This is a genomic window from Baaleninema simplex PCC 7105 (assembly GCF_000332355.1).
Lineage (GTDB): Bacteria > Cyanobacteriota > Cyanobacteriia > Cyanobacteriales > Geitlerinemataceae > Baaleninema > Baaleninema simplex.
Window position 1 is genome coordinate 1,358,552 of sequence record NZ_KB235958.1, and the last position, 20,999, is coordinate 1,379,550.

A 20,999-nucleotide genomic window follows, 5' to 3' on the forward strand; every position below is an offset into this window, starting at 1 on the left:
TAAATCCTTGTCAGTCAAGGGTTTTGCTTTTATTTTACCTTTTTTACCGTTTAAGTCCCGTTAGGATATCTTGCTCTCAGCCAAGAACGAATTGTTGTTTTTGTCAAATGCTTTTCAAGAAACGTAATGTATTTAAAATGGGTATCGCCTTTTTCTCAGCTTTACTCATTTTGAATCTATCGGTAGACTCAGTGCGATCGCAATCGCAACTGACCCCGCGATCGCGCGTCGCTATCGATGGAATCGGCCCCGTTCGCGTGGGGATGACAGTAGCAGAAGCCTCGCGATCGGCAGGAACGACATTTGTTCGAGAAGGGGTCTACGATTCGCCTCAGTGTCACTACATTGTTCCCGAAAACGGAATGCGCGATGTTTCGTTTATGGTGACGAACGGGCGTATCGCGCGAGTAGACGTGCGAAATCCCGTGGTTCGGACGGTGAGCGGGGCGGGAATTGGCAATAGTGAGGAAGAAATCGAGCAGTTGTACCCCGATCGCATCGAAGTCTCGAGACATCCCTACACGGGGGGAGCGCCGCAAAACGGACACTATCTCACCTTTGTTCCACAAGACTGGCGCGATCGCAACTACCGCGTGATTTTCGAGACGAGTTACGACTACGTCACCCAGTATCGGGCGGGAAAACTGCCGGAAGTCGAATATATTGAAGGGTGTGCTTGACATCCTCCCGCCACTAAACGCTTCTCATTATAGTGGGGGATTCCCAACAAAATTGTCGGTTCTCAGTTCCACGAGCCGACTTAGATGCCCGATATCTCTATCGGACAACCAGAGGCCGTTCTCTCCCCGAGCGTTTAGGCTTTTGACCTCAGTTCCGAGATGCCCTCCCGTACTGTTTAAATATCCTGCTAAAACCTGCAATCCTTTCGCCAAAATGTTGCGCGCCGCGTTCCAATCCCGATCCAACACTAATCCACACTTCGGGCATTGATGTGTCCGAGTGCTTAAGGTTTTCTGAACCGGATGACCACACCCCGAACAGTTCACCGTTGTATGATAAGGTGGGACAGCAATACAAATCGTCCTGTAAATCTTGACGAAATATTGCAGCCATTGAACAAACTGATACCACGACGCATCGGAAATCGATTTAGCCAATCGGTGATTTTTTACCAGATTGTTAATTTTTAGGTCTTCAAAGACAATGAGATCGTTAGACCTCACTAACGCCAAAGCGTCTTTAATTGCTTTGTCTTTACGCTGTCTTGAGACTTTAAGATGCTGCCTAGCTAAGGCTTTTCTCGCTTTATGATATCGCTTCGATTGTTTCTTCCCCTTGACGTACCGTTTACTCACCCGACGCTGTAACCTACGAAGTCTCGCTTCAGAGAGCCTCAAGTAGCGGGGATTTTCTACCGTGTTGCCGTTACTGTCGGTGTAGAACTCCTTGAGTCCTAAATCAATCCCGACCACGTTTCCTTGAAACTCATGGGATTCTTTCCTCTCCCATTGAATCAGGAATTGGCAATAATACCCATCAGCTCGTTTGACCACTCGAACTCGTTGGATTTTTGGCTCGGAGTAGAAAACCCAATCTCGGCTCGTCCAAAGCTCAAATTTCCCCGCTTTAAATCCGTCAGTGAACTCGATTTCTTTCCGGTCGGGAGATAAACGCCATCCAGTTTTTTTATATTCAACCGAACGGCTGAATTTTTTATACTTGGGATAGCCTTTGTTCCCAGATACTTTCTGTTTGCAGTTGGTATAAAACCGAGAAATGGATTGCCAAGCACGGTCGGCAGAACTTTGCCGAGCTTGGGAGTTGAGCTTTTTCACCCAAGGGCTTTCGGGATTCTTGGCGAGTTTTGAGCAGAGCTTTTGAAGGTCATTGCGAGTGACCCCCTGACGATCTTCCCAATACCGCAAGCACGAGTTCCGAACGAATTGTGCCGTTCGGATGGCTTCGTCTAGTTTGGCGTATTGGGATGCCTTTCCCTTGAGTTTGGCTTCAATCACAATCATGTCGCCATGATAACAAACTTTACCCGCCACTTGTGGTTTTATAAGGGTTCGCTTCGCTCAGTTTCCTCGATTGGTCGAAATTCATCTCACCGCTAACCCTAGGGGTATAGCGGGAGCCTTCTTTCGACATTTTTGGTAACCTCAACTTTCTCAACGGCGATCGCAATGGCAACGATTCTCAGAAACCTCAGTTATCGCTATCAGTGGCTCTACGACAGTATTTCTCGCACCGCAGCCCTCGCCGTCGGCGGTGAAGATCGCTTTCGGACGCTGCCGATCGCAGATTTGCCGATCTCCCCAGAAACCCGAGTGTTAGACTTGTGCTGCGGCAGCGGTCAGGCGACGCAATATCTGGTGCGACGATCTCAACACGTCACCGGATTGGATGCGTCCCCCAAATCCATCGAACGAGCCAAAGCCAACGTTCCCGAAGCCGATTACGTCGAAGCTTTCGCGCAAGATCTGCCCTTTGAAGACGAACGCTTCGATCTCGTTCACACCAGCGCCGCCCTTCACGAGATGGAACCCGAAATTCTCAATCGCATCGTCTGGGAAGTGTTCCGCGTTCTCAAACCTGGCGGCGTTTTCGCGATCGCCGACTTTCACAAACCGACGAACCTCCTGTTCTGGCCGGGATTGGCGGCGTTTTTCTGGCTCTTTGAAACCGAAACCGCTTGGAAGCTCCTTCACACCGATTTATCGGGATTGCTCTCGGCGGTGGGCTTCGGACGGTGCGATCGCCAACTTTACGCCGGGGGAAGTTTGCAAGTCGTTCGAGGGTGGAAGTGAGGGTTTTTGCAGTCACCAGTCGCCAGTCACCAGTCGCCAGTGACTTTACAGTCGCCAGTCGCCAGTGACGAGGTGGGGAGATGGAGAGGCGATCGAACATTTACATTCTGCTGAAGTTACAATGCAAGGAATCGCCGAACTTTTAACAGGGTAAGGCTTTCAGCTTAAACTTATCGATCGTAAGGGGAAAATCGCGAAACCCCCTCTTTAGGCGAACACTATGTTCCCTATTCGCCGTTCCCCGTTCCCTATGAATTTACGCTCGACGATGTAACGTTTGGCAATTTTCGATGGTGAAACTGCTATGAAACTTCCAAAACTCGCAACAGCCACACTTCTCGCGACGGTGTGTTGGATGGCACCCGCCCAAGCTGAAAACATCGAACACCTGCAACAACTGCTGTCAACCCAAGACTGTTCCGGATGCGATTTGCGGGATGCGGGACTCGTTCATGCCAATTTAGTCGGGGCGAACCTCTCGGGGGCAAATCTCGTCCGCGCCAATCTCAGCCACAGCGATTTAACGGGGGCGGATTTGAGCGGGGCGAACCTTACAGGCGTTTCTCTCGTCGGGGCGAACTTGACGGGGGCGAACTTGACGGGGGCGAACTTGACGGGGGCGGATTTACGAGATGCCTATTTAACCGACGTACAGTACGAGGGCGCGGTTCTAACGGGAATTAATCTGCGGGGCGCTTACGGAATTCCTCGAGCCGCCGTCACGCCGCAAGATTTGTTGCTCTGGGGCGGTGAAGAAGCGGAAAAAGGGAATTTTCAAGGGGCGATCGCATTCTACACGCAAGCGATTAACTTAGAGCCAGAATTTCCGTTAGCTTATTTAGGACGAGCCGCCGCTCACAACCGTATGGGCGATATCGAACAGGCGATCGCCGACGCCGAACGCGCCTCGGAAATCTACTTCCTGGCAGGAAATCGAGAAGGATACGAAACCGCCGAGTTCTTTATCGCCGCCATCCAAGCAGAAGAAGAAGCCTTTCAGGAAGCCCGCGAACGCGCTCGCAACGGCGATCTCGGCGGCAACCTTCTCAACGTGATTACCGGAGTGGGAAGTCTGTTATTGCAGGGAGGCTTGCCGTTTTTCTAAACTCTCCTTTTACAGTCACCAGTCACCAGTCACCAGTCACCAGTGAAGACAGGGCACAGGGAACGGGGAACAGGGAACAGATAACTGTTTCTCCCCCTCTCCCCCTCTCCCCGACTATCCAGTTCTTCGCAGTACACCATCCATAGCTGAAAGCTTGGCTGGTGGTGTAGCGAAGCGCGACCGAGGGGAGTAACCTACAAAAGATTTGCTACAGTTTAGATATGCTAAACATGACGTGGGAATTTAAGCTAGAGCCAACGGCGGAGCAGGTTTCAGAGATCGAACACATTCTTGATGTGTGCCGCAATGTCTGGAATTTTGCTCTGCGGGAACGTAAAGACTGGCTAAATTCCCGCAAGTCACCCGTGAATGCGTGCTCGATGCGGCAGGAATTTATCTTGCCAGCAGATGCACCCTTCCCGAACTACCACGTTCAGGCTAAGCGTTTGACCGCTGCCAAGACTGAATACCCCCGATTAAAGACTGTCAACGCTCAGGTTCTTCAGCAAGTCCTTAGAAAACTTGAGGCTTCTTGGGAGTCGTGGCGGTTAAAGCGTTCGGGTCTTCCACGGTTCAAAAAGCCGAATCGAATGCGGTCGTTGGTCTTCCCCCAGATGCTCAAAAACTGTGTGTCTGATGAGGGTATAAAGCTGCCGCAACTGGGATGGGTTCGGGTTCGGTGGTCGCGGAAAATTCCTGATTTATTTCAGGTTAAGCAAGCTCGAATTGTGCGTAAGGCATCCGGGTACTTTGTTATGCTGAGCCTTCAGGCTGACGTCGATATTCCTGCTGTAGCCCCTCACGGACATCCGGTAGGGATTGATGTGGGTCTGGAGTACTTTCTTTCAACGTCTGATGGGGAACAGGTCAAGCGACCTCGCTTTTTCAACAATCTGCACCGCAAGCTGAAATTGACGAGCGACCCCGCGCCGTCGCACGGCGCTAGGGAACGCGCGAGTTGCTGCAACGTCGATTGAAGAAAAAGCAGAAGGGGTCAGCTAACTGGCTGAAACTCCAGAAGAAAATTGCGAGAGTCCATCAACGGATTGCCGATACGCGAAAAGACTGGCATTTCAAGCTGGCTCATCACCTCTGTGATGGTGCAGGGATGATTTTTGTAGAAGATCTCGACTTCCGCATTATGGCCAAAGGGATGTTGGGCAAACACACCCTAGATGCTGGATTGGGTCAATTTGTCAACCAGATTCTTCCCTGGGTGTGCTGGAAGCGTGATGTGTATTACGGCAAGGTGGATGCTCGTGGCACTTCTCAGGAATGCCCGGATTGTGGGGCAGAGGTTCGTAAAGACCTCTCAACTCGAATTCATCACTGCCACAACTGCGGGTCAACAAAGCCCCGTGATGTGGCGAGTGGACAAGTCATCTGTAGCCGTGGGCAACGGCAAATCGAAAATGCCTGTGGAGTCGAGGCGACGGGGGATCGGGTCACTGATTCTAGTTGGCTGGCTGTGAAGCAGGAAATCTTTGGGGCGACCCAAGGAATCTCCCTGCATACCCGGAACGGGTTGCTGGGAGAGGATGTCAATCCTCGAGCCACTCCAACGCGCGATCGCATAGGGTATTCGTCACGACACCGCGAACGCCGATTTGTTTGAGTCGTTCCCACTCGTCGAGATCGTCGACAACCCACGCTAAAACTTGGGTTTTTCGGGCTTTGGCGTCTCGCACGAGTCCCGGTTCGTCGAGTAATACCTTCGCCAAACACGAGACGATCGCCTTTTCCCGAGAGGCTCGAGACAAACACCCTCGAAACGCTTCCACAGTGGCGACGAGGTAACACAATCGCACTTCTGTCGATTGTTCGCGAAACCGCTCTAACAACGTCGTGTCGAAGGAACACACGTAACAGCGATCGATCCGCCCCCGCTCTCCAAGCAGTCGCAAGACTTTCCCGATGCGATCGTCTGTCCAGGTTGGATGCGGCTTGATATCCAAATAGAGAAATTTCGGTAAATCCCACGTGGCATCGAGGGCTTCGGCTAACGTGGGAATTCGTTCTTCGGCAAACTCTTCGTCAAACCAACTTCCTGCGTCGAGTCCCCGCAACTGACGCCACGGGGTTTGACTGACTTCTCCCCGCATCGGCGTCGTGCGTTGTAGGGTTTCGTCGTGAATGACGATCGGAATCCCGTCACCGCTCAAACGCACGTCTAACTCGAGCGAATCGGCTCCGGCTTCGATCGCTAAGTCGAACGCGGCTAACGTGTTTTCGGGGGCGATCGCAGAAAAGCCCCGATGAGCGATAATTTCACAAGCCTCGATAGTGTCGTTCACGGTTACTTCCTGACTTCTCCCGACAGCAATGGTACGATCGAACGAGCGATACAAATCTTTACAGTTTTCCAAGTCTTATTTGGAGATAAGCACAAAATCTAGTTTTTTGAAGTATCTCAGGCTACAAAATAGTCTCTCAACCCAACCTAATTTCTATGCGCTATTTCGGTTCCGCTTCCTTTCTTGTTAGTACAGCCTTTCTGTTCGGCGTGCTAACTGCTACCGCCCCCACTATAGCCGTTGACGTTCCCGCCACCGAAATCCAACTGTCGCGACGCGACGGCGAAGTTCGCATTACCCGAGACGCCGACAACACCTACACCGCCGAAATTCTCCTCGATGCGTCTGTCGAAGAAGTCTGGAACGTCATCGCCGATTACGATAACTTTAGTGACTTTCTCCCCAATATCGTGTCGAGCGACGTTCTCGAAGTTGAAGGAAACCGCCACGTCGTCGAACAAGTCAGCGAGCGTCGCATCTTTTTTCTCAACGTGCGATCGCGCATCCGTACCGAAAACCTGGAAACCAAAAACCAGCGCATCGACTTTCGCCTCGTCGAAGGCGATCTCGCCAGACTCGAAGGTTCTTGGATTCTCGAATCTGTCGCCGAATCGAACCATTTGCGCCTCAAGCAAACTGTGAACGTTTCTCCAGAAGACGGAACCCCCGAAACGCTGTTTTACGATATTTTCGAGCAATCTCTCGCCGATACTCTCGAAGCCATTCGCGAGGAAGTGTTGAGACGGCGTGGGTGATTTTGGAGGGGGAGCCGGGGAGAGTGGGAGAGAGGGAGAAACCGTTACCTGTTAACTGTCTTCACTGGTGACTGGCGACTGGTGACTGGCGACTGGTGACTGGTGACTGTCTCCACTGCTCACTGTTCACTGTAAAAGGCTGGTGACTGAAAATGAGCGATTGGAATCGAGTACGGGAGACGTTTCGACAGATTTGGGGATACGAAGATTTTCGCTATCCGCAAGGGGAAATCGTCAGGGCGATTCTCCAGCAACGAGACGCATTAATCGTACTTCCTACCGGCGGCGGAAAATCAATTTGTTTTCAACTTCCGGCGTTGTTGCAAAACGGCGTAACGTTGGTGGTGTCGCCACTGGTGGCGTTGATGGAAAATCAGGTGCAGGAATTGCGCGATCGCAATCTTCCCGCCGCGACACTTCACAGCGAGCGATCGCGTTCTGAGAAAAAAGCCGTTCTCAACGCCTTGGAACGCCAACAACTCCGTTTGCTGTACCTCTCTCCCGAAACCCTCCTCAGCTCGAAAGTTTGGCAAATTCTCACGCAACCGCACCTCGTTGTTAACGGAATCATGCTCGACGAAGCGCACTGTTTGGTGCAGTGGGGGGACACCTTTCGTCCGGCGTACCGACGGTTGGGAGCGGTGCGATCGCAACTTCTCAAAAACCGTCCGCCGAAAACTCGCATTCCCATCGCCGCCTTTACCGCCACCGCCAATCCCGCCGCACAGCAAACCATTCGAGACGTGCTACAACTGCGATCGCCCCAGCAGTTTTTACAAAATCCCTATCGTCCCAATTTATCTTTGCACGTGCGCCACACCTGTACGCCGCGCAACCGCCAACAGCAACTTCTTAAATTCCTGAAACAGCATCCCCAGGAAGCGGGAATCGTCTACGCGAGAACTCGCCGCGATTGCGAAACGTTGGCGTATGGGTTGCAGCAGCAGGGATTCGCTACCGCCGCCTATCATGCAGGGTTGGGGTCGAGCGATCGCCGTCAAATCGAGGCACAATGGTTAAATGGAACGTTGCAGTTCGTCGTTTCGACGAGTGCTTTTGGTATGGGAGTCAACAAACCCGACGTTCGCTGGGTGTTGCATTACCAAGTTCCCGCGTTACTCTCAGAATACGTGCAAGAAGTGGGGAGAGCGGGGCGCGACGGAAAACCCGCGATCGCTGTTTCCATCGTCAGCGAACCTACGGGATTGCTCGATCCGAGCGACAAGAAACGCCAGCAGTTCTTCCAAAATCGCGAAAACGCACAAATCCGACGTGCGAAACAGTTAGCCAAACAACTTCCGAGATCGGGACATCTCGACACCGTAAAACGGGAATACAAAGACACTGAAATTGCACTGTCATTGTTGCACAGTCGCGGACAACTGACGTGGCGCGATCCCTTCCACTACAAAATTCTCGACAGTTCCCCGAACTCCAATTTTAACACTGACGCCGTTCGACAGATGAAGCAGTATCTCCAAACCCGCCGCTGTCGTTGGATGTTTTTACTGGAGGCGTTTGGATTTGGAGAGGAGGCGAAACCTTGCCGAACGTGCGATCGCTGTCAGCGTTAACATAGTAAGGAATCGGAGACCGTTGCATTTCAAACTTGAATTGGCGATTGTAGAAATTGCCGTATCGAGTGCATCTTACGATTTACACGATAAATTCCAGGTTTACCGACGTAACGGCGTTTTGAAATATTTGGTGTGGCGAGTTGAAGATAATCCTTTCGATTAGTTTCGCCTTCAAGACGGAGAATATATCAGAGTCGAACCCAACGCTAAGGGGATTTTCTGTAGCAAAGTCTTTCCCGGCTTGTGGTTAGATTCTGAGGCACTGTTGGCGGGAGATTTATCGAAAGTGTTTGAAGTCTTGCAGCGGGGTTTAGCCTCTCCTGAACACTAAAACTCAATTTCTCAATTTTCGGATTTTCCGAGGGTGTAGTGCAGTTTCAAGAAACTATCAAAAGCGTACCAAGCTAAGGCGTACCAGGGAATGACATTTAACTGAACGCCTTCTACGATTAACTGTCGAACGGCTAAGGTTCCGAATCCCAGCGGCACCAAAAATCGTAAATCCACTGCGCCTTCCGTAACGCGATCGATCTGACGGTTCGCTGAGGCAATGACCTCCGTTAGTTCTGTAGCTGCGTCAGATTTATCAGATACAACAAAGCGGATATTTAAGTCTTGCAAAATACCGTACAGTCGATCGCCTGAAATGCGATCGCGATCGTAATAAACCGTCACGCTACCGTTGTCGAGATTGACGCGAACGCTCGCGTTTGGGAGATGCGATCGTAATGCTGTGGCAATGGGTTGCACTGTGGCAGGAAAGCGATAGTCAGAAGCCACTCGAAACCGAAATCTTCCCGGCGTATCGCTCATCAAACGAGCCGGAACGGTGACAGTCGGAGCGAGTTTTCCGTTGCGTTCCGACGCGACGCGAACGTCATTTTCAGTTAACATCGTTTCGCAAAACCTCCGCATTTTCGATCGCTAATATTTTTGAGAGAGGGAATAGGGAATGGGGAACGGGGAATAGGTATTAAAAAAATACCGTTTTCTTTGTATATCTGGAGTTAAGAATTTTGCAAATCTAGATTTTCTGAAATGAATTCCCGAGCGACAACGAATAGAAAGTGAGAGATGGATAGATAGGCAATGCCTCTCAAATCTCCATCCCCCACTCGAGTATTGTGTCGTCAAGGGACGGCAATTTATACCTCATCGGTTGAAGATGCCGTTTTAGCTGCTTTCCGGTGTATTTTCAGCAGCATTGAGGACTTTTTGGGATCGATCTTCTGCTAGTTCTGCTCTCGCTTCAGCGACCATGTCTTCAAACACTTCTCCCGTTTCGGCTAAGAATCCTTTGCTTTTTTCATAGGCTGTGATTCCGCCTTTGATGACTGCTTTAGCGAGTGGTTTTCCTGCTTTGACGGCAAAGGGGGCGAGAACAAGTAATCCTATGCCTGCAGCAATTCCCGGAACTCCAACATCTTCTAAGAGATCTTCAGGATGGAATGCCATATATTTTAATCCTCCTCGTTCGATACAAGCGAAACAAAAAATGTGAAGGGCTGTTAGGCAATTCGACGTTACGCTTTTCCTCCATTCTAAACAACAATTCTAAAAAAAACAAGGTGCAGTTACTTGAAAAATGAGGGAAACAGATCGGCAAATTTAGTATTGCTTCGATCTTAAGAATTATTTTTCTTTGGAATAGGCTGTGGGCTTCCCCTCACTTGACTTTGCTTTCTACTCAATCCTCGATCGGGGTAGAGGAGACTGAAACTGTTTTAAGGTATTCAATTTCCTGGTTTTTTGCCGATTGTTTCAGTTCTTCTCGACTTTCTTCAAGCATTTTCTCGAACGTTTCCCTCGCTTCAGACAATACCACTTTTCCTTTGTCGTACGCCATCAATCCGCCTTTGATGGTTGCTTTAGCGAGGGGTCTTCCCACTTTGGCGAGTGACGAGCCAAAAAACGGGGCTAGGACGAGAACGCCAACTCCTAAAACTATGCTGGGAAGGCCAAAATCTTCGATAAAATCGCTAAGGTCTAGATCTAAGTCCATGATATCATTTACCTCCTGAGTTAGATAGGATTCACCGAGTTTGTTGTTGCCAATCTTTTGAACTCCTGACAAGTTCGACTTTAAAAATCGTGTTTTTGGGTGGGCGACAATACATCGACGGGACTTGAGTTTACCGGGATTTTTCGATCGCCCGTTCCGGAAGCGGACAACCGCCGAGTACCGGACGCAAGCCGTTGACGCCCACCAACGCACTGGAACCGTTATTAATCAACGTGGCGGCGATGGGATGGAGTCCCACCGTAGTCGCCATGGCCAACCCTGCCAAATTCGAGACTGTCACGACGCCGGTATTTTGCTCGATAATGCCGCTGGCGTGGCGAGCGATCGCGATCGCCTCCACCAACCCGTGTAAATCGTTCTGCATCAACACCACATCGGCGGTTTCGCGGGCGATATCCGAACCGTCGCGGAACGATACCGAAACGTCCGCATAGGCTAACGCCGCCGAATCGTTCAAGCCGTCTCCCACAAACGCCACCGTTTTGCCTTCCGCGTGCAGTCGCTGCACCACTTCCGCCTTATGCTCGGGAAAGGCTTCGGCGTGGATGTTGGCATCGAGAATCCCCAATTCCGCCGCCACTGCCTTGGCACGCTGGCGGTTGTCTCCCGTGAGCATATGCAGTTGGGCGCCGATGTCGTTGCGAAGCAATTCCAACACGGCGGGACTTTCGGGGCGCACGGGATCGGTATATTGAATCGTGCCGATCGCCTCGCCGTTGCTGGCGACGTAAATCGTAGGATAGAGGGTCCCTTTGAGGTCTCCGTGGCGACGCCACAAGGGATCTAAATCCACCTCTTCGCCCACCATAAACCGCTCGCTTCCCACGAGAACCGAGGTTCCGTTAATTTGCGCTTTGATGCCCAATCCCACACAGTAATCCCATTTCTTGCGGGGGAGGACGTCCACACCTCTGGCTTTGGCGTAGGCGGTAATGGCGGCGGCGACGGGATGAGTGATGCGCTGTTCGGCGGCAGCGGCAGCCTGGAGAACGTCTCGTTCGTCGATCGCATCGCTTGCAGTTCGCACGCCGATAACAGTCACCTCGCCTTGAGTCAGCGTCCCGGTTTTGTCGAAAACGATCGCATCGACGTGGGCGATTTGTTGCAACGCCCGTCCGCTTTTAATCAAAATGCCCCGTCGCGCCGCCGCACTCAAGGCTGCCATAACGGTGGTGGGAACGGACACCCGAATTCCCGTGGCAAAGTCCAGGGTAAAAATAGAGGCAGCCCGCGCCGCGTTGCGGGTGGCTAAGAACAGGGTTCCTCCGAGAAGCAGGGTCGGTAATACAGCGCGATCGGCCAGCTTCGCGGCGTAGTTTTCAATGCGCGTGTCGTGCAACGGTGCGTGTTGCAACAGTTGCAACATCTGTCCGGCGCGAGTGTCCGCCCCCAGATATTCGGCGCGAAGGTAAATTTGTCCGTCCCGTACCAGCGTCGAAGCGTACACCGTTTCTCCCGAACGGCGCAAGACGGGCAGGGATTCCCCAGTGAGTTTCTGTTCGTCGAGGGTTGCCCGTCCCCGTAAAATCGTTCCGTCTACGGGAACCTGTTCGCCAGGATAAACGATGACCGTGTCGCCCCGTTTCACGTCTTCGATGGGAATTCGGTGTTTTTTTCCGTTCCGTTCGACCCACACCATCGGGTCTAAGAGACTCAGTAAATCGTCAGTTTTGTCTTGGTAAGTGCGGGCGGTGCGATCGCGGATGGCTTCGCCGAGTTGAATCAGTGCCACCATACTCGACGAGGCGACGAGTTGTTTTTGGGCGGTGATGATGACGAGAGCGCTCAAATCGAGGAAATCTACGTTAAGGCGACCTCGTCCGAACAAACTGGCAAAAGCACGTTTGGCTACGGGTAAGGCTGCCAGGGCGATCGCCCCTTGTTTCAACACCAGCGGGACAGACAGTCCTATCGGACCGCCGAGAACGGCCAGACTTGCGGCGAAAACGGGGAGTCGCAGGGACGACCAAAATCCTTTTTCCGGCGAAACGTCCTGTTGGGAAAGTTTTCGTTGGACTTGCAGCGGAATGACGCTGGCGCTGGCAAGCTGGATTAAGTTCGCCAGGCGATCGCGAATTTCGGCATCGTCACCGTTGACAGGATAAACCACGACGACGCAGGCGGCGGCGCGATCGACCCGCACGCGATCGAAGCGATCGTCGAGTTCGATTAAGGCTTTAAGATGTCGTGCGTAGTGGGCGTCTTTGAGTAGTTTGGGAACTCGAAAGCGGATTCGCCCCGCGATGGCGTGAACGATGCAATAGGAAACAGTTGGACGATCTTCGACCGAACGGTCGGGTTTGATAACGGACGGTTTCTTATAACACGCGGTGTCCTGACGGGACGCCCGTTCGGGTTGGATGAGTACTTGAGTCATCCTCCTCCCTCCTTGGGCTTAACGGTCGATGCAACGAGCTTGTGAGTCGGGTGTTCGATCTGGCTTCGATGTTTTTAAGCCCGACCGAGTGAAGTATTCGCCATCCAGTCGAGAACGACAGACATGGCAGAGGATTTAAACCGCGACCAGGTATTACTGGCTTCAGGTATCTCCGATTCAGATGTCTCAGCCTCAGATGTTTCAGCCTCAGATGTCGTGGAATCAGAGGGGTCAGCCTCAGATATCTCAGCCTCAGATGTCTCAGCCTCAGATGTCGTGGAATCAGAGGGGTCGGACTCAGAGATTTCGGGAGGTTCCGGCGGGATGTAGCCGGTGTCGTCCTCCTTCGCTGACGAAGCTTTGCCGTTTTTATCTTCCGTGTCGCGGGTTCGCGAGGGGGGTTCGACTGTGGGAACCTCTAGCATTTCGGTGGCCAGAAGCAAGCTGGCGATGCGGGCGCGAATTTCCCGAGACGAACGGTTTTTTGAATAGGTGACGGTGACGGAGGCGTTGGCGGGGTTGATGCGAACGGCGGTAATTCCCTCTTCGATCGCTGCCAGTTTTTGTAAGCGTTTGCCGAAGGTGGCGTTTTCGGCGACAGGTGGTAAGCGCAGGCGCAAGCGTCCGGGGGTGTCGTGAACGACGATATCAGCCAGGGCGATCGCCTGCACGGTCTCGACCGTACTGCTGTCCTCTGCCGGAATTTCGGACGACACCTCGTCCCCATCACGGAATCCGTCGAAATCGACTGTTTCGAGGATCTGGCGGGAAACTGCGGTCGCCAGCAGGTAGGCGGGAAGGGCAGTCCAGCCGTAAATCCGAAGGGCGCGAACGATGGCAATTCCCAGCAGAGGCGGAACGAAAGATTTGAGACGAACGAGAGCGGTTTGTAAGTCCTCGGAACCGATCGCGGCTTGGCTCTCGTCGTCAGACCCGTTAGACAAGGGGGCGATTTCTTGAAGGGCAAGCGGCTCGAAAATCTCTGAAACGGTCGCGCTTGCGGGATCGAAACGAACGGTCAGACTTCCGGTGTCTGGGTTGGTGCGAATCTCGTCGATGCCGGTTTGTCCTTTGAAGTGTCGAGTTAAGGCGTCGATCGTGTCTGTGTCTGTTGTATCTTTCACGCGCAACCGCACTCGACCGGATACCGCCGAAACGACTTCTACATCGCCGATTTTGCGGTGTGGGTGATGTTCCCCCATGGCATTCATGGTTCCCTTTCCCAAGTTGTCGGTCTACTGAATCTCGATCGACTTCCATCGATCGAAGATTTCTGGTTAAGACTAGATTAAGACAGATCGATAAGGGCGATCGCGAATTTGATGTAAAAATTTACGTTCTTCATACTATGTAAAAAAAAACAGTAAAAAAATAATAAAAAAATAAAACTTTTACACTCAATTTAATGAAGTTGGTTAACAGAAAACGGATAATGTTGCGACTCGATCGCCTCTTTTTTTAAGTTTTATGTGTTCTCAAAATTGCGAGGCGATCGCACCAAATCCGAATCGTGCGGTCTTCGCTGCCGCTAACGAGGGTCGTTCCGTCGTCGCTGAGGGCGATGGAGGTGACGCCGCCGTCGTGGCCGCACAGAGTTTGTATCACGTGGCGGCGGGCGAGATGCCAAACCTTCACCGTCGCGTCCCGACCGCCGCTGATGAGATACTGACCGTTAGGTCCAAAGGTCAACGACTGGACGAAATGGGATCGATCGCTCAACTCGTACAAGAACTGACCCGACTCCAAATCCCACAGGCGCACGGTGCGATCGTCGCTCGCACTGGCGAGGGTTTGACCGCTGGGGTCGATGGCCAGCGATCGCACGGGAGCGCGATGTCCGGTGAGGGTGTAGCGCAACTCGGCGGTCATCACGTCCCAAACGCGCAGGGTCGCATCTTCGCTACCGCTGACCACGGTACGACTGTCTGGGGCGATCGCCAACGCATACACCCATTGTTTGTGTCCGAACAGGGTTCGGAACGGTTCTCCTGTTTGGAGGTTCCACAGTTTGATTTTATGACTTCCGCTGGCTAAGGTCTGGTTGTCTCGGGCGATGGCGAGGGCGTAAATATTTTTGCGGTGTCCGAAAAGGGTTCGTTTGAGCTGACCGCTCGAGGAGTCCCAAAGGCGGATGTAACTGCGATTTTTCGAGCGATCGCTACTGGCGAGCAGGCGTCCGTCATCGCTGAGGGTAAAGGTTAACACGCCGCCGGAATGGCCGTTTAACTGGTGTCGCGGGCGATCGCAACTGGAGGAGAGCGATCGCGCCTCGATTGTATTCTCGTTGCGACAACTGCTGTAAATGATGTCTCGGTCGGGACTGAGAGCGACGGCGTCTACCGCTGCGGGAAACCCCGTCAAAACCCGACTGATGTTAAAGTTCGTGGTGTGTTGTTGGTATTTCAAAACGGCGATCGCCTGCAAGAGTTCTCGCGTATTGCGAGTTCCCCAGTCGTCACCGATCGCTTGAAAACACTCGTACAACAGTTGTAAATACGGTTCGTCGTCGGTCGCAAGAACCCCTCCGACGGTTTCCAGTACATCGCGATCGATCGATTCGGTGGGAACGCCGCGTTGTTGCAACCACACCCGCAGCGAGCGATCGACTTGTACTTTCGCCCGCGATTTATCCGGTAACGCCGTCAAACCGAACGCCAATTTCAGCATCAGTTCCGGTTGCCAATAAGGGCGATCGAGGGTCAACAGCATCAAAACCTCTTGATAGATCGCGATCGTCGTATCTAACACGGTCTCGATCGCCTGTCGATCGCCCATCTCCCCCAGCAATTCGGGTAACACGGTCGGCAACAACGGCGACACATCGTCACCGATTAAATGATGGATGTCTGCCATCCATCCCGCCACCAAACAATGGCACGTCATTAAAAAGCGATATAAAGCTTCAAAATCTTTCGTATTGAAGCGATATCGAAATTCGAGTTCTCTCGTATCGATTCCAGCTCGTTCTAAAGCTTTTGCATCTTCGATCGATCTTAAATTATAGCAATTATCGCCCCCAAGTCGCTCGACTTCCTCGGGAGTTTTACCTAAATTTAATAATTTTTCTTGAGTCACTTTCCATTGTAGCGCTCGAGTTTTAACCGACTCTTCTAAAAACTCCCGACAGGATACCGTAAAGAGCGTTCGATAGTAATAGCTCGGCTGACCCAAACCCCAATACGCCATACGAAACGTCAAGCGATCGCCGTCAGTTTCCGACTCGAGAATCAGCGTCGGTTGTGAGGCGAGAAAGCCGAATAATGCCTTGATACTCGATTCGCTATGCGATCGCTTACTGTCCCAAGCTCCCCCTAAAAACTCCGTCGGTCGCGTCGAACTGTGAAGCGAATAATGCTGACTGAGAAATTCTCGTAACCCCTGCGCTAATTGCAAGTCTAAAGCTGGAATATTCGACGGAACGTCACCGAACTGTTCGATTGAAATTTTCGGTGGGGCTAAAATAATTCTCAGAGGAATTCGCGTCGAGGTTCGGTGTATTTCGAGCAGTTGCGACGGAAACAGTCGTAACGGCCAGTGTTCTAAAATTTGATGGACTTCTGGAAGTTTGAGAGCCGTTTCTCGCTGGCGTTCGGAAACTTCGAGTAGCGTATTTCGTTGAGTATCGAGCCAACTTTGTTGTAAAGCTTTAGCTTGGCGAAACTGTTCTTTTTGCAGTTCCAAGGGAGAAACACTCGATTTTTCCGAAGAGATATCTCGTACTTCGCGTTCGAGAAGAGTTTGGAAACTATCGAGGGCGTCGGTATTGATGCGGGCGAGGAGAGGGCGAACCGATGAGGTATCGCCATCCATCACCTGTTGTACAGTCTTGGCTGACGAAGGGCTGTGGGAGTCGTCTTTGAGGGCTAGTTTGTCAAGTTTCTCATTAAGTTTAGCGTCGATAACCGCTCGTAGAACGGGGATAGCAAATTGAAGTACGAGGCTCAACCATCGATCCATAGGAGGTTTGGGCTTACTGGAAGGGGGGGCGATCGTTCACATCGATCCTACCGGAGATAAGCTCGTAATGACAGCAATTCTCATTATGGAACGAAACGAGCAGAACTCGTGAAACTCCCTGGGGAGCTTCACGACGAGATGGAATGATTTGTGACAGGCGAGAACCTCAGTATTCTGAAGATCTCCTCGTCTCAGAGATTCATTTTGAAGGTACTCTGCTATCGAGGGTAGCACCATATCGGCTCGAAGGAAGTCTTACCCTCGATCGCGATCGCGATCGCGAAACCAACCGTTCCAGCATCGATCGCGCGAGGCTAATCCTGAACGTACTCTTCTCCCGAGAGCAAAGCGATTTCCGCCCGGACGAACTCTCGCCCTAAATATAAAGCATGGTCGAGAAACGACAACCGCTTCGGATCGGCTTTTTCCGTAATTTCCATGCCCAACTCTTTCGCCGTGCGTCCTTTGTAAACCACGGTGGGCTTACGTTTCGCGCCGCCATCGCAAGGAATCGGCTCTCCGGTTTCGGGATCGACGGCCAAGCCTTTTTCGTTAATTTCGTTGCTGTAGTGTTCGGCGCAAATTAGCCCCGCCTCGCGATCGACGTAAATAATAAAGTATCCGTCGGGATCGAGTTCGATAAACCGTTGGGAAAGTTTGTCGTCGATCGCTTTGAGTGCTTCGGGTGTGGGAGCCATAACTATCCTGTCCGTGAAGTGGGCTTCTGTAGGATCGATAATTCTAGTGCGATCGAGTAGAGGGTGGCAAATGCAGACCGTCTCATCTAAGGGACGTTTGAAACCCGTTCCCCGGACAGGTTCGTGCGATCGCTCTTTGAGTTTTAACGTAAAGCCCGAACCGGCCGGAACGCACTGCTTGATGTCATTACACCGTTATGCTCGGATTACTCCAACTCTAACGTGAGTTGTTCCGATCGCTCTTCTGGCATCGTGGGAGCGTTCGCCGCCTCCATTTCTTGGGGTTTTCCGCGACGGGTTTTCGGACGGTGGCCGAAGCGTTTCGAGGAGCGATCGACCGCCAACCACTGCTCGAAGACCAACCAGCGATCGTCTTTCGGCGGTTCGATGCGATAGACGCGCAAGGGCTTTTTATTCTTCTCCCGTTCGCAACGCAGACAGGTCAAACCGTACCCCAGTTTGTCCAAAAAACGCCGCACGATCACCATCGGCGTGGAGTTTTTCGCCAAACCGATTCCGGTAGTGAGTTTGATATCGGCGCGATGTTGCAACGCTAATTTCGCCATCGCCTGTAAATCTTCGTCAGTGTTGCGTAACTCCCGCTGGGGTTGGTTGAGAATCTTCGCAAGTCCCAAAACTTCCATCGTTCCCACCGTAGCGCCGAGTTGCGATCGATTGAAATCCGGTTGGAAAATCTGTCCTTGACCCCGTTCGATGAGTTTTTGCGCCACCCGGCGATCGCGTTCGGCTAAATAAGACCGTCCCACCGTCAGGAAATAATGTAACCGGAGCTTTTTGTACCAGCCTTTATCGTCCCGTTCGACCAATTCCGGCGTTACCGAAATTTTATAACGACGGTGCAGTTCGTATTTTCGCAACGCTCGGCGATCGCTCGGCGTTTTCACCAAGGTTTTCTTCAAACTGCGATAGTCGAGATCGTTCAATTTCGGTGCTTCGGCGATCGCTTGACAGTCGGCGTCGTAATTCTGACGCTGGACTTCCGCAATCTGACGCTGCAACGTTTCCGACGGCGTTTCCGGGGTGGTGTCGTTGGCTTTGCGCTTGCGGGTACTGCGGCGGCGAGTTTTCTTCGCCGGAGCGATTTCAACGATCGCGTGACCTTCATCTCGTAACGCCGCGATCGCCGAATCGCGATATTGTGCCATCGTCGCGTTGAGGCGCACCGCCATTTTCGCCCAGCACATGAGAGATTCCGCTTGGAAACTGGCGTCGAAATCGTCGAACGCCTCGAAATCCGACTGCTGCAACAAACGCACGTTTAACTGAGTCAGACGCTTTCCAGAACTCAGCAAACTGGGAATAGAAGTCGAACCGTTCCCGACTTTGTTGAAGCCGTAACGCGCCAGCCACAGGTGACGGGGAACCGTATCGCGAACCCGCGCGATCGCTTGACGAACGCTGTTTTCCGATTGGACGCCCTGAGCGATCGCCCACACAGACGTAAAATGACCCCGTAAATCGATGCTGACCCCCGTTTCGATCGACGGCGACGCCAACACCACATCGTAGTCTTTCAACAGGCGATCGAGCGATCCCATACACCGATAAGACGGATGACTCGGTTCCGAGACAGATTCCGCATCCACCCGCAAAACCTTCAAATTGGGAAACTTTTTACGGAAATAGGCTTCGAGCGATCGCGTACTCCAGGGACTCGTCAGTTTTTGCGCCGACAAGCAAACGAAGGGTTTTCCGCCCTCTTCGATATGTTGTTCGAGTTCCCGAACGATGCGTTTGGGGGTGCTTTCCGTGTAGTGGTGAACCGTCCAGCTTGCGTCTTTCCCCGCTTTCCAGTCGTTCTGTACGATGAAGGGAGCGCGTTTGACCGAGGCTAGCGACAGTAAATAATCTAAAGAGGTATCGCTTAAGTCCGCGTCGGCGGCGAACACCTGCCCCGATTCGGCGATAGTATTTTGGATAAGCGCTTTGAGCGATCGCAGGATGGGGACGCGGTGACTGCGGCAGGTGTCCGAGTTCAACCCGTGCCACAGCACTTGTTCCACTTCGTCGAGAATCACCACGGCGTTCGTCCAATCCTCAGGGTCGAAGTGCGCCTGAGAATCGGGGTGGAGGGAGTCGATACACAAACCGTAGCCGATACCGGGGTCGGTGGGGTCGCTCACGTGGCTGATGTAGGGCAGTCCGAACCGCTGACAGAGGGCTTCGACCAGTTGAACCCGGTGTCCGATGACGAGAACCCGCTGTTTTTGTTCGATCGCCCGTTCGACGACGCGCCGCAGAAATTCGGTTTTTCCGGTACCTTTGGGAGAGCGAATACCGACGAGGGAGGCGCTTTTAGGGACGGGAAGGTCGCCGAGAAAGGGTTGGTTGAGTTGGATGTCGCTGCGGTAGGTCAACCGCGCCAGGGAACGGGCCCGCCAGGTGGTGAGAGGGAGGGCGCTGGTATAGGCGCGATCGAAGGCGTCGGTTCCCCCGTTGGCGATGAGGTCGTCTACACCTTTACCGTCTTCGGGGTTCCAGGTAACGACGCGAACCGAGCATCCAGCTCGACTGAGGAGGTATCCGGTGCGACGGATCGCGCCGTGGACTGCTTTAATGGCGCTGGGTTTGCGATCGCGATCGAATACCAAACAAACGGGGCGCTTGCCCTCGGCCAGCATTGATAATTGCGGAATCAGGCGAGATTTCCCGACGCGGTTTCCCCATTCGTCCCGAGGCACGCGGTAGCCGCCGTTGATGCCGGGAAGGGCAACTGCTGCGTATCCCGCACTGAGTAACGCTCCGGCTTTCTTCGCCCCTTCCGTAACGCAGAGGGGAACTTCTGGGTGGTTTAAAAGCCACTGCCAAAAGCCGAAATCCGATTGTGCGTTGTCGATATCGTCGTGAGAGAGTCCGACGCCAGCGCGATCGGCGATCGCCTTCCATAAATGTAGCGGAACCCGCAACGCGAACAATCCCGTAGCGGTTTTGGGCGGATGTTCGTATTTAATCGGTTTGCGTGCGGCGTCGTCGAGGTTGCCGTCGAGAGTACCGTCGAAGCGATCGCGCGGTTGGTTCGGTTTGAAACAGCCCCAGAGATCGTCTTTCCCCGTCAGGAGGTCGATCCCCGAACACCACCAACCGCCTTCTTCGATGTGGCGGTAGCGTTTCAATACCGAATCCCGAAGGCGACCGTCGTTGCGACGGGGCAAATCCTCCGAGTAAAACAGGTAATCATAGGGGAGCGTTCCGTCGAGCGATACGACGTTCAGACGGGTCAATTCTTCATCGACCCGGCTTTCAGACCATTCCAGTAAGTGATTCACGTTTCGGTTGGGGTTTTGTTCGAGAGTAACGAGCTTATCTGAGGAGTAGGACTCTATCATACGCCATATGTAGTGTGTCAACCGTTTTTTTAGAGAACAAAAACACTAGATATGGCGTAGTCTTCGATACCCTTCTCAAAGCGGCCAGCAGAAAC

The 20,999-nt window shown here is 52.6% G+C and carries 18 protein-coding genes; 8 read left to right on the forward strand and 10 right to left on the reverse strand.

All coding sequences use genetic code 11. The features are described 5' to 3' along the window. The first annotated feature begins 137 nt into the window (after positions 1–137). Positions 138–680: a hypothetical protein gene (locus tag GEI7105_RS0107985; protein ID WP_017659949.1), complete on the forward strand. Its 543-nt coding sequence runs from the start codon at positions 138–140 to the stop codon at positions 678–680. Positions 681–707: 27 nt separating this feature from the next. Here GEI7105_RS0107985 and GEI7105_RS0107990 read toward each other — a convergent pair whose 3' ends face one another. Next, positions 708–1,982, reverse strand: a complete 1,275-nt coding sequence (locus GEI7105_RS0107990) for an RNA-guided endonuclease InsQ/TnpB family protein (RefSeq protein ID WP_026097506.1) — start codon at positions 1,980–1,982, stop codon at positions 708–710. 165 nt (positions 1,983–2,147) lie between these two features. On the opposite strand from GEI7105_RS0107990, the gene GEI7105_RS0107995 reads away from it, so the two are divergent. From GEI7105_RS0107995 to GEI7105_RS41245, 4 genes are all read left to right on the forward strand, one after another. Then, entirely contained in the window at positions 2,148–2,771 is a 624-nt protein-coding gene (locus GEI7105_RS0107995) for a class I SAM-dependent methyltransferase (protein ID WP_017659951.1), read from the forward strand. A gap of 304 nt (positions 2,772–3,075) precedes the next feature. Beyond that, positions 3,076–3,876: a pentapeptide repeat-containing protein gene (locus GEI7105_RS0108000; RefSeq protein ID WP_017659952.1), complete on the forward strand. Its 801-nt coding sequence runs from the start codon at positions 3,076–3,078 to the stop codon at positions 3,874–3,876. Between the two features lie 230 nt (positions 3,877–4,106). Further along, positions 4,107–4,853, forward strand: coding sequence for an RNA-guided endonuclease InsQ/TnpB family protein (locus GEI7105_RS41240; RefSeq protein WP_445958262.1), 747 nt, complete (start codon positions 4,107–4,109; stop codon positions 4,851–4,853). Continuing rightward, a complete protein-coding gene (locus GEI7105_RS41245) occupies positions 4,835–5,491 on the forward strand; it encodes an RNA-guided endonuclease InsQ/TnpB family protein (protein WP_445958263.1) in 657 nt (218 codons plus the stop codon). The genes GEI7105_RS41240 and GEI7105_RS41245 overlap by 19 nt, the downstream gene beginning before the upstream one ends. Here GEI7105_RS41245 and GEI7105_RS0108010 read toward each other — a convergent pair. After that, a complete protein-coding gene (locus GEI7105_RS0108010) occupies positions 5,418–6,170 on the reverse strand; it encodes a glycerophosphodiester phosphodiesterase (RefSeq protein ID WP_026097507.1) in 753 nt (250 codons plus the stop codon). The genes GEI7105_RS41245 and GEI7105_RS0108010 overlap by 74 nt on opposite strands. Before the next feature lie 209 nt (positions 6,171–6,379). Here GEI7105_RS0108010 and GEI7105_RS29635 point away from each other — a divergent pair, with 209 nt between their 5' ends. From GEI7105_RS29635 to GEI7105_RS39760, 3 genes are all read left to right on the forward strand, one after another. Next, on the forward strand, positions 6,380–6,925 hold the full coding sequence (locus GEI7105_RS29635) for an SRPBCC family protein (RefSeq protein WP_158413183.1): 546 nt from the start codon (positions 6,380–6,382) through the stop codon (positions 6,923–6,925). A 152-nt stretch (positions 6,926–7,077) separates the two neighbouring features. Further along, the gene (locus GEI7105_RS0108020) at positions 7,078–8,499 is read left to right on the forward strand and encodes a RecQ family ATP-dependent DNA helicase (RefSeq protein ID WP_017659957.1); all 1,422 of its coding nucleotides are present in this window, start codon (positions 7,078–7,080) and stop codon (positions 8,497–8,499) included. Positions 8,500–8,539: 40 nt separating this feature from the next. Continuing rightward, positions 8,540–8,665, forward strand: a complete 126-nt coding sequence (locus GEI7105_RS39760; RefSeq protein ID WP_245555388.1) for a Uma2 family endonuclease — start codon at positions 8,540–8,542, stop codon at positions 8,663–8,665. Between the two features lie 179 nt (positions 8,666–8,844). Here the strand turns inward: GEI7105_RS39760 and GEI7105_RS0108025 are convergent, their stop codons facing one another. The 8 genes from GEI7105_RS0108025 to GEI7105_RS29640 all read right to left on the reverse strand — a co-directional run bounded on the left by GEI7105_RS0108025 (position 8,845) and on the right by GEI7105_RS29640 (position 20,844). Then, on the reverse strand, positions 8,845–9,396 hold the full coding sequence (locus GEI7105_RS0108025) for an HMA2 domain-containing protein (protein WP_017659958.1): 552 nt from the start codon (positions 9,394–9,396) through the stop codon (positions 8,845–8,847). Positions 9,397–9,675: 279 nt separating this feature from the next. Then, the gene (locus tag GEI7105_RS0108030) at positions 9,676–9,957 is read right to left on the reverse strand and encodes a DUF5132 domain-containing protein (protein WP_017659959.1); all 282 of its coding nucleotides are present in this window, start codon (positions 9,955–9,957) and stop codon (positions 9,676–9,678) included. A gap of 232 nt (positions 9,958–10,189) precedes the next feature. Then, on the reverse strand, positions 10,190–10,576 hold the full coding sequence (locus tag GEI7105_RS0108035; RefSeq protein WP_017659960.1) for a hypothetical protein: 387 nt from the start codon (positions 10,574–10,576) through the stop codon (positions 10,190–10,192). A 58-nt stretch (positions 10,577–10,634) separates the two neighbouring features. Beyond that, positions 10,635–12,902, reverse strand: coding sequence for a heavy metal translocating P-type ATPase (locus GEI7105_RS0108040; protein ID WP_017659961.1), 2,268 nt, complete (start codon positions 12,900–12,902; stop codon positions 10,635–10,637). Between the two features lie 74 nt (positions 12,903–12,976). Continuing rightward, entirely contained in the window at positions 12,977–14,113 is a 1,137-nt protein-coding gene (locus GEI7105_RS0108045; RefSeq protein WP_144053716.1) for a hypothetical protein, read from the reverse strand. A 247-nt stretch (positions 14,114–14,360) separates the two neighbouring features. After that, positions 14,361–16,859: a WD40 repeat domain-containing protein gene (locus GEI7105_RS0108050; RefSeq protein ID WP_017659963.1), complete on the reverse strand. Its 2,499-nt coding sequence runs from the start codon at positions 16,857–16,859 to the stop codon at positions 14,361–14,363. A gap of 314 nt (positions 16,860–17,173) precedes the next feature. Continuing rightward, the gene (locus GEI7105_RS0108060) at positions 17,174–17,557 is read right to left on the reverse strand and encodes a DUF4346 domain-containing protein (RefSeq protein ID WP_017659965.1); all 384 of its coding nucleotides are present in this window, start codon (positions 17,555–17,557) and stop codon (positions 17,174–17,176) included. 206 nt (positions 17,558–17,763) lie between these two features. Continuing rightward, positions 17,764–20,844: a plasmid replication protein, CyRepA1 family gene (locus GEI7105_RS29640; RefSeq protein ID WP_144053717.1), complete on the reverse strand. Its 3,081-nt coding sequence runs from the start codon at positions 20,842–20,844 to the stop codon at positions 17,764–17,766. Positions 20,845–20,999 lie beyond the last annotated feature (155 nt).

Excerpts from the sequence above, each read along its gene's own strand:
- GEI7105_RS0108060 (WP_017659965.1), bottom strand. The coding sequence starts at position 17,557 with ATGGCTCCCACACCCGAAGCACTCAAAGCGATCGACGACAAACTTTCC.
- GEI7105_RS0107990 (WP_026097506.1), bottom strand. The coding sequence starts at position 1,982 with ATGATTGTGATTGAAGCCAAACTCAAGGGAAAGGCATCCCAATACGCC.
- GEI7105_RS0107985 (WP_017659949.1), top strand. The coding sequence starts at position 138 with ATGGGTATCGCCTTTTTCTCAGCTTTACTCATTTTGAATCTATCGGTA.
- GEI7105_RS0108025 (WP_017659958.1), bottom strand. The coding sequence starts at position 9,396 with ATGTTAACTGAAAATGACGTTCGCGTCGCGTCGGAACGCAACGGAAAA.
- GEI7105_RS0108045 (WP_144053716.1), bottom strand. The coding sequence starts at position 14,113 with ATGAATGCCATGGGGGAACATCACCCACACCGCAAAATCGGCGATGTA.
- GEI7105_RS0108040 (WP_017659961.1), bottom strand. The coding sequence starts at position 12,902 with ATGACTCAAGTACTCATCCAACCCGAACGGGCGTCCCGTCAGGACACC.
- GEI7105_RS0108050 (WP_017659963.1), bottom strand. The coding sequence starts at position 16,859 with ATGGATCGATGGTTGAGCCTCGTACTTCAATTTGCTATCCCCGTTCTA.
- GEI7105_RS0108000 (WP_017659952.1), top strand. The coding sequence starts at position 3,076 with ATGAAACTTCCAAAACTCGCAACAGCCACACTTCTCGCGACGGTGTGT.
- GEI7105_RS41240 (WP_445958262.1), top strand. The coding sequence starts at position 4,107 with ATGACGTGGGAATTTAAGCTAGAGCCAACGGCGGAGCAGGTTTCAGAG.
- GEI7105_RS0107995 (WP_017659951.1), top strand. The coding sequence starts at position 2,148 with ATGGCAACGATTCTCAGAAACCTCAGTTATCGCTATCAGTGGCTCTAC.
- GEI7105_RS0108020 (WP_017659957.1), top strand. The coding sequence starts at position 7,078 with ATGAGCGATTGGAATCGAGTACGGGAGACGTTTCGACAGATTTGGGGA.
- GEI7105_RS0108030 (WP_017659959.1), bottom strand. The coding sequence starts at position 9,957 with ATGGCATTCCATCCTGAAGATCTCTTAGAAGATGTTGGAGTTCCGGGA.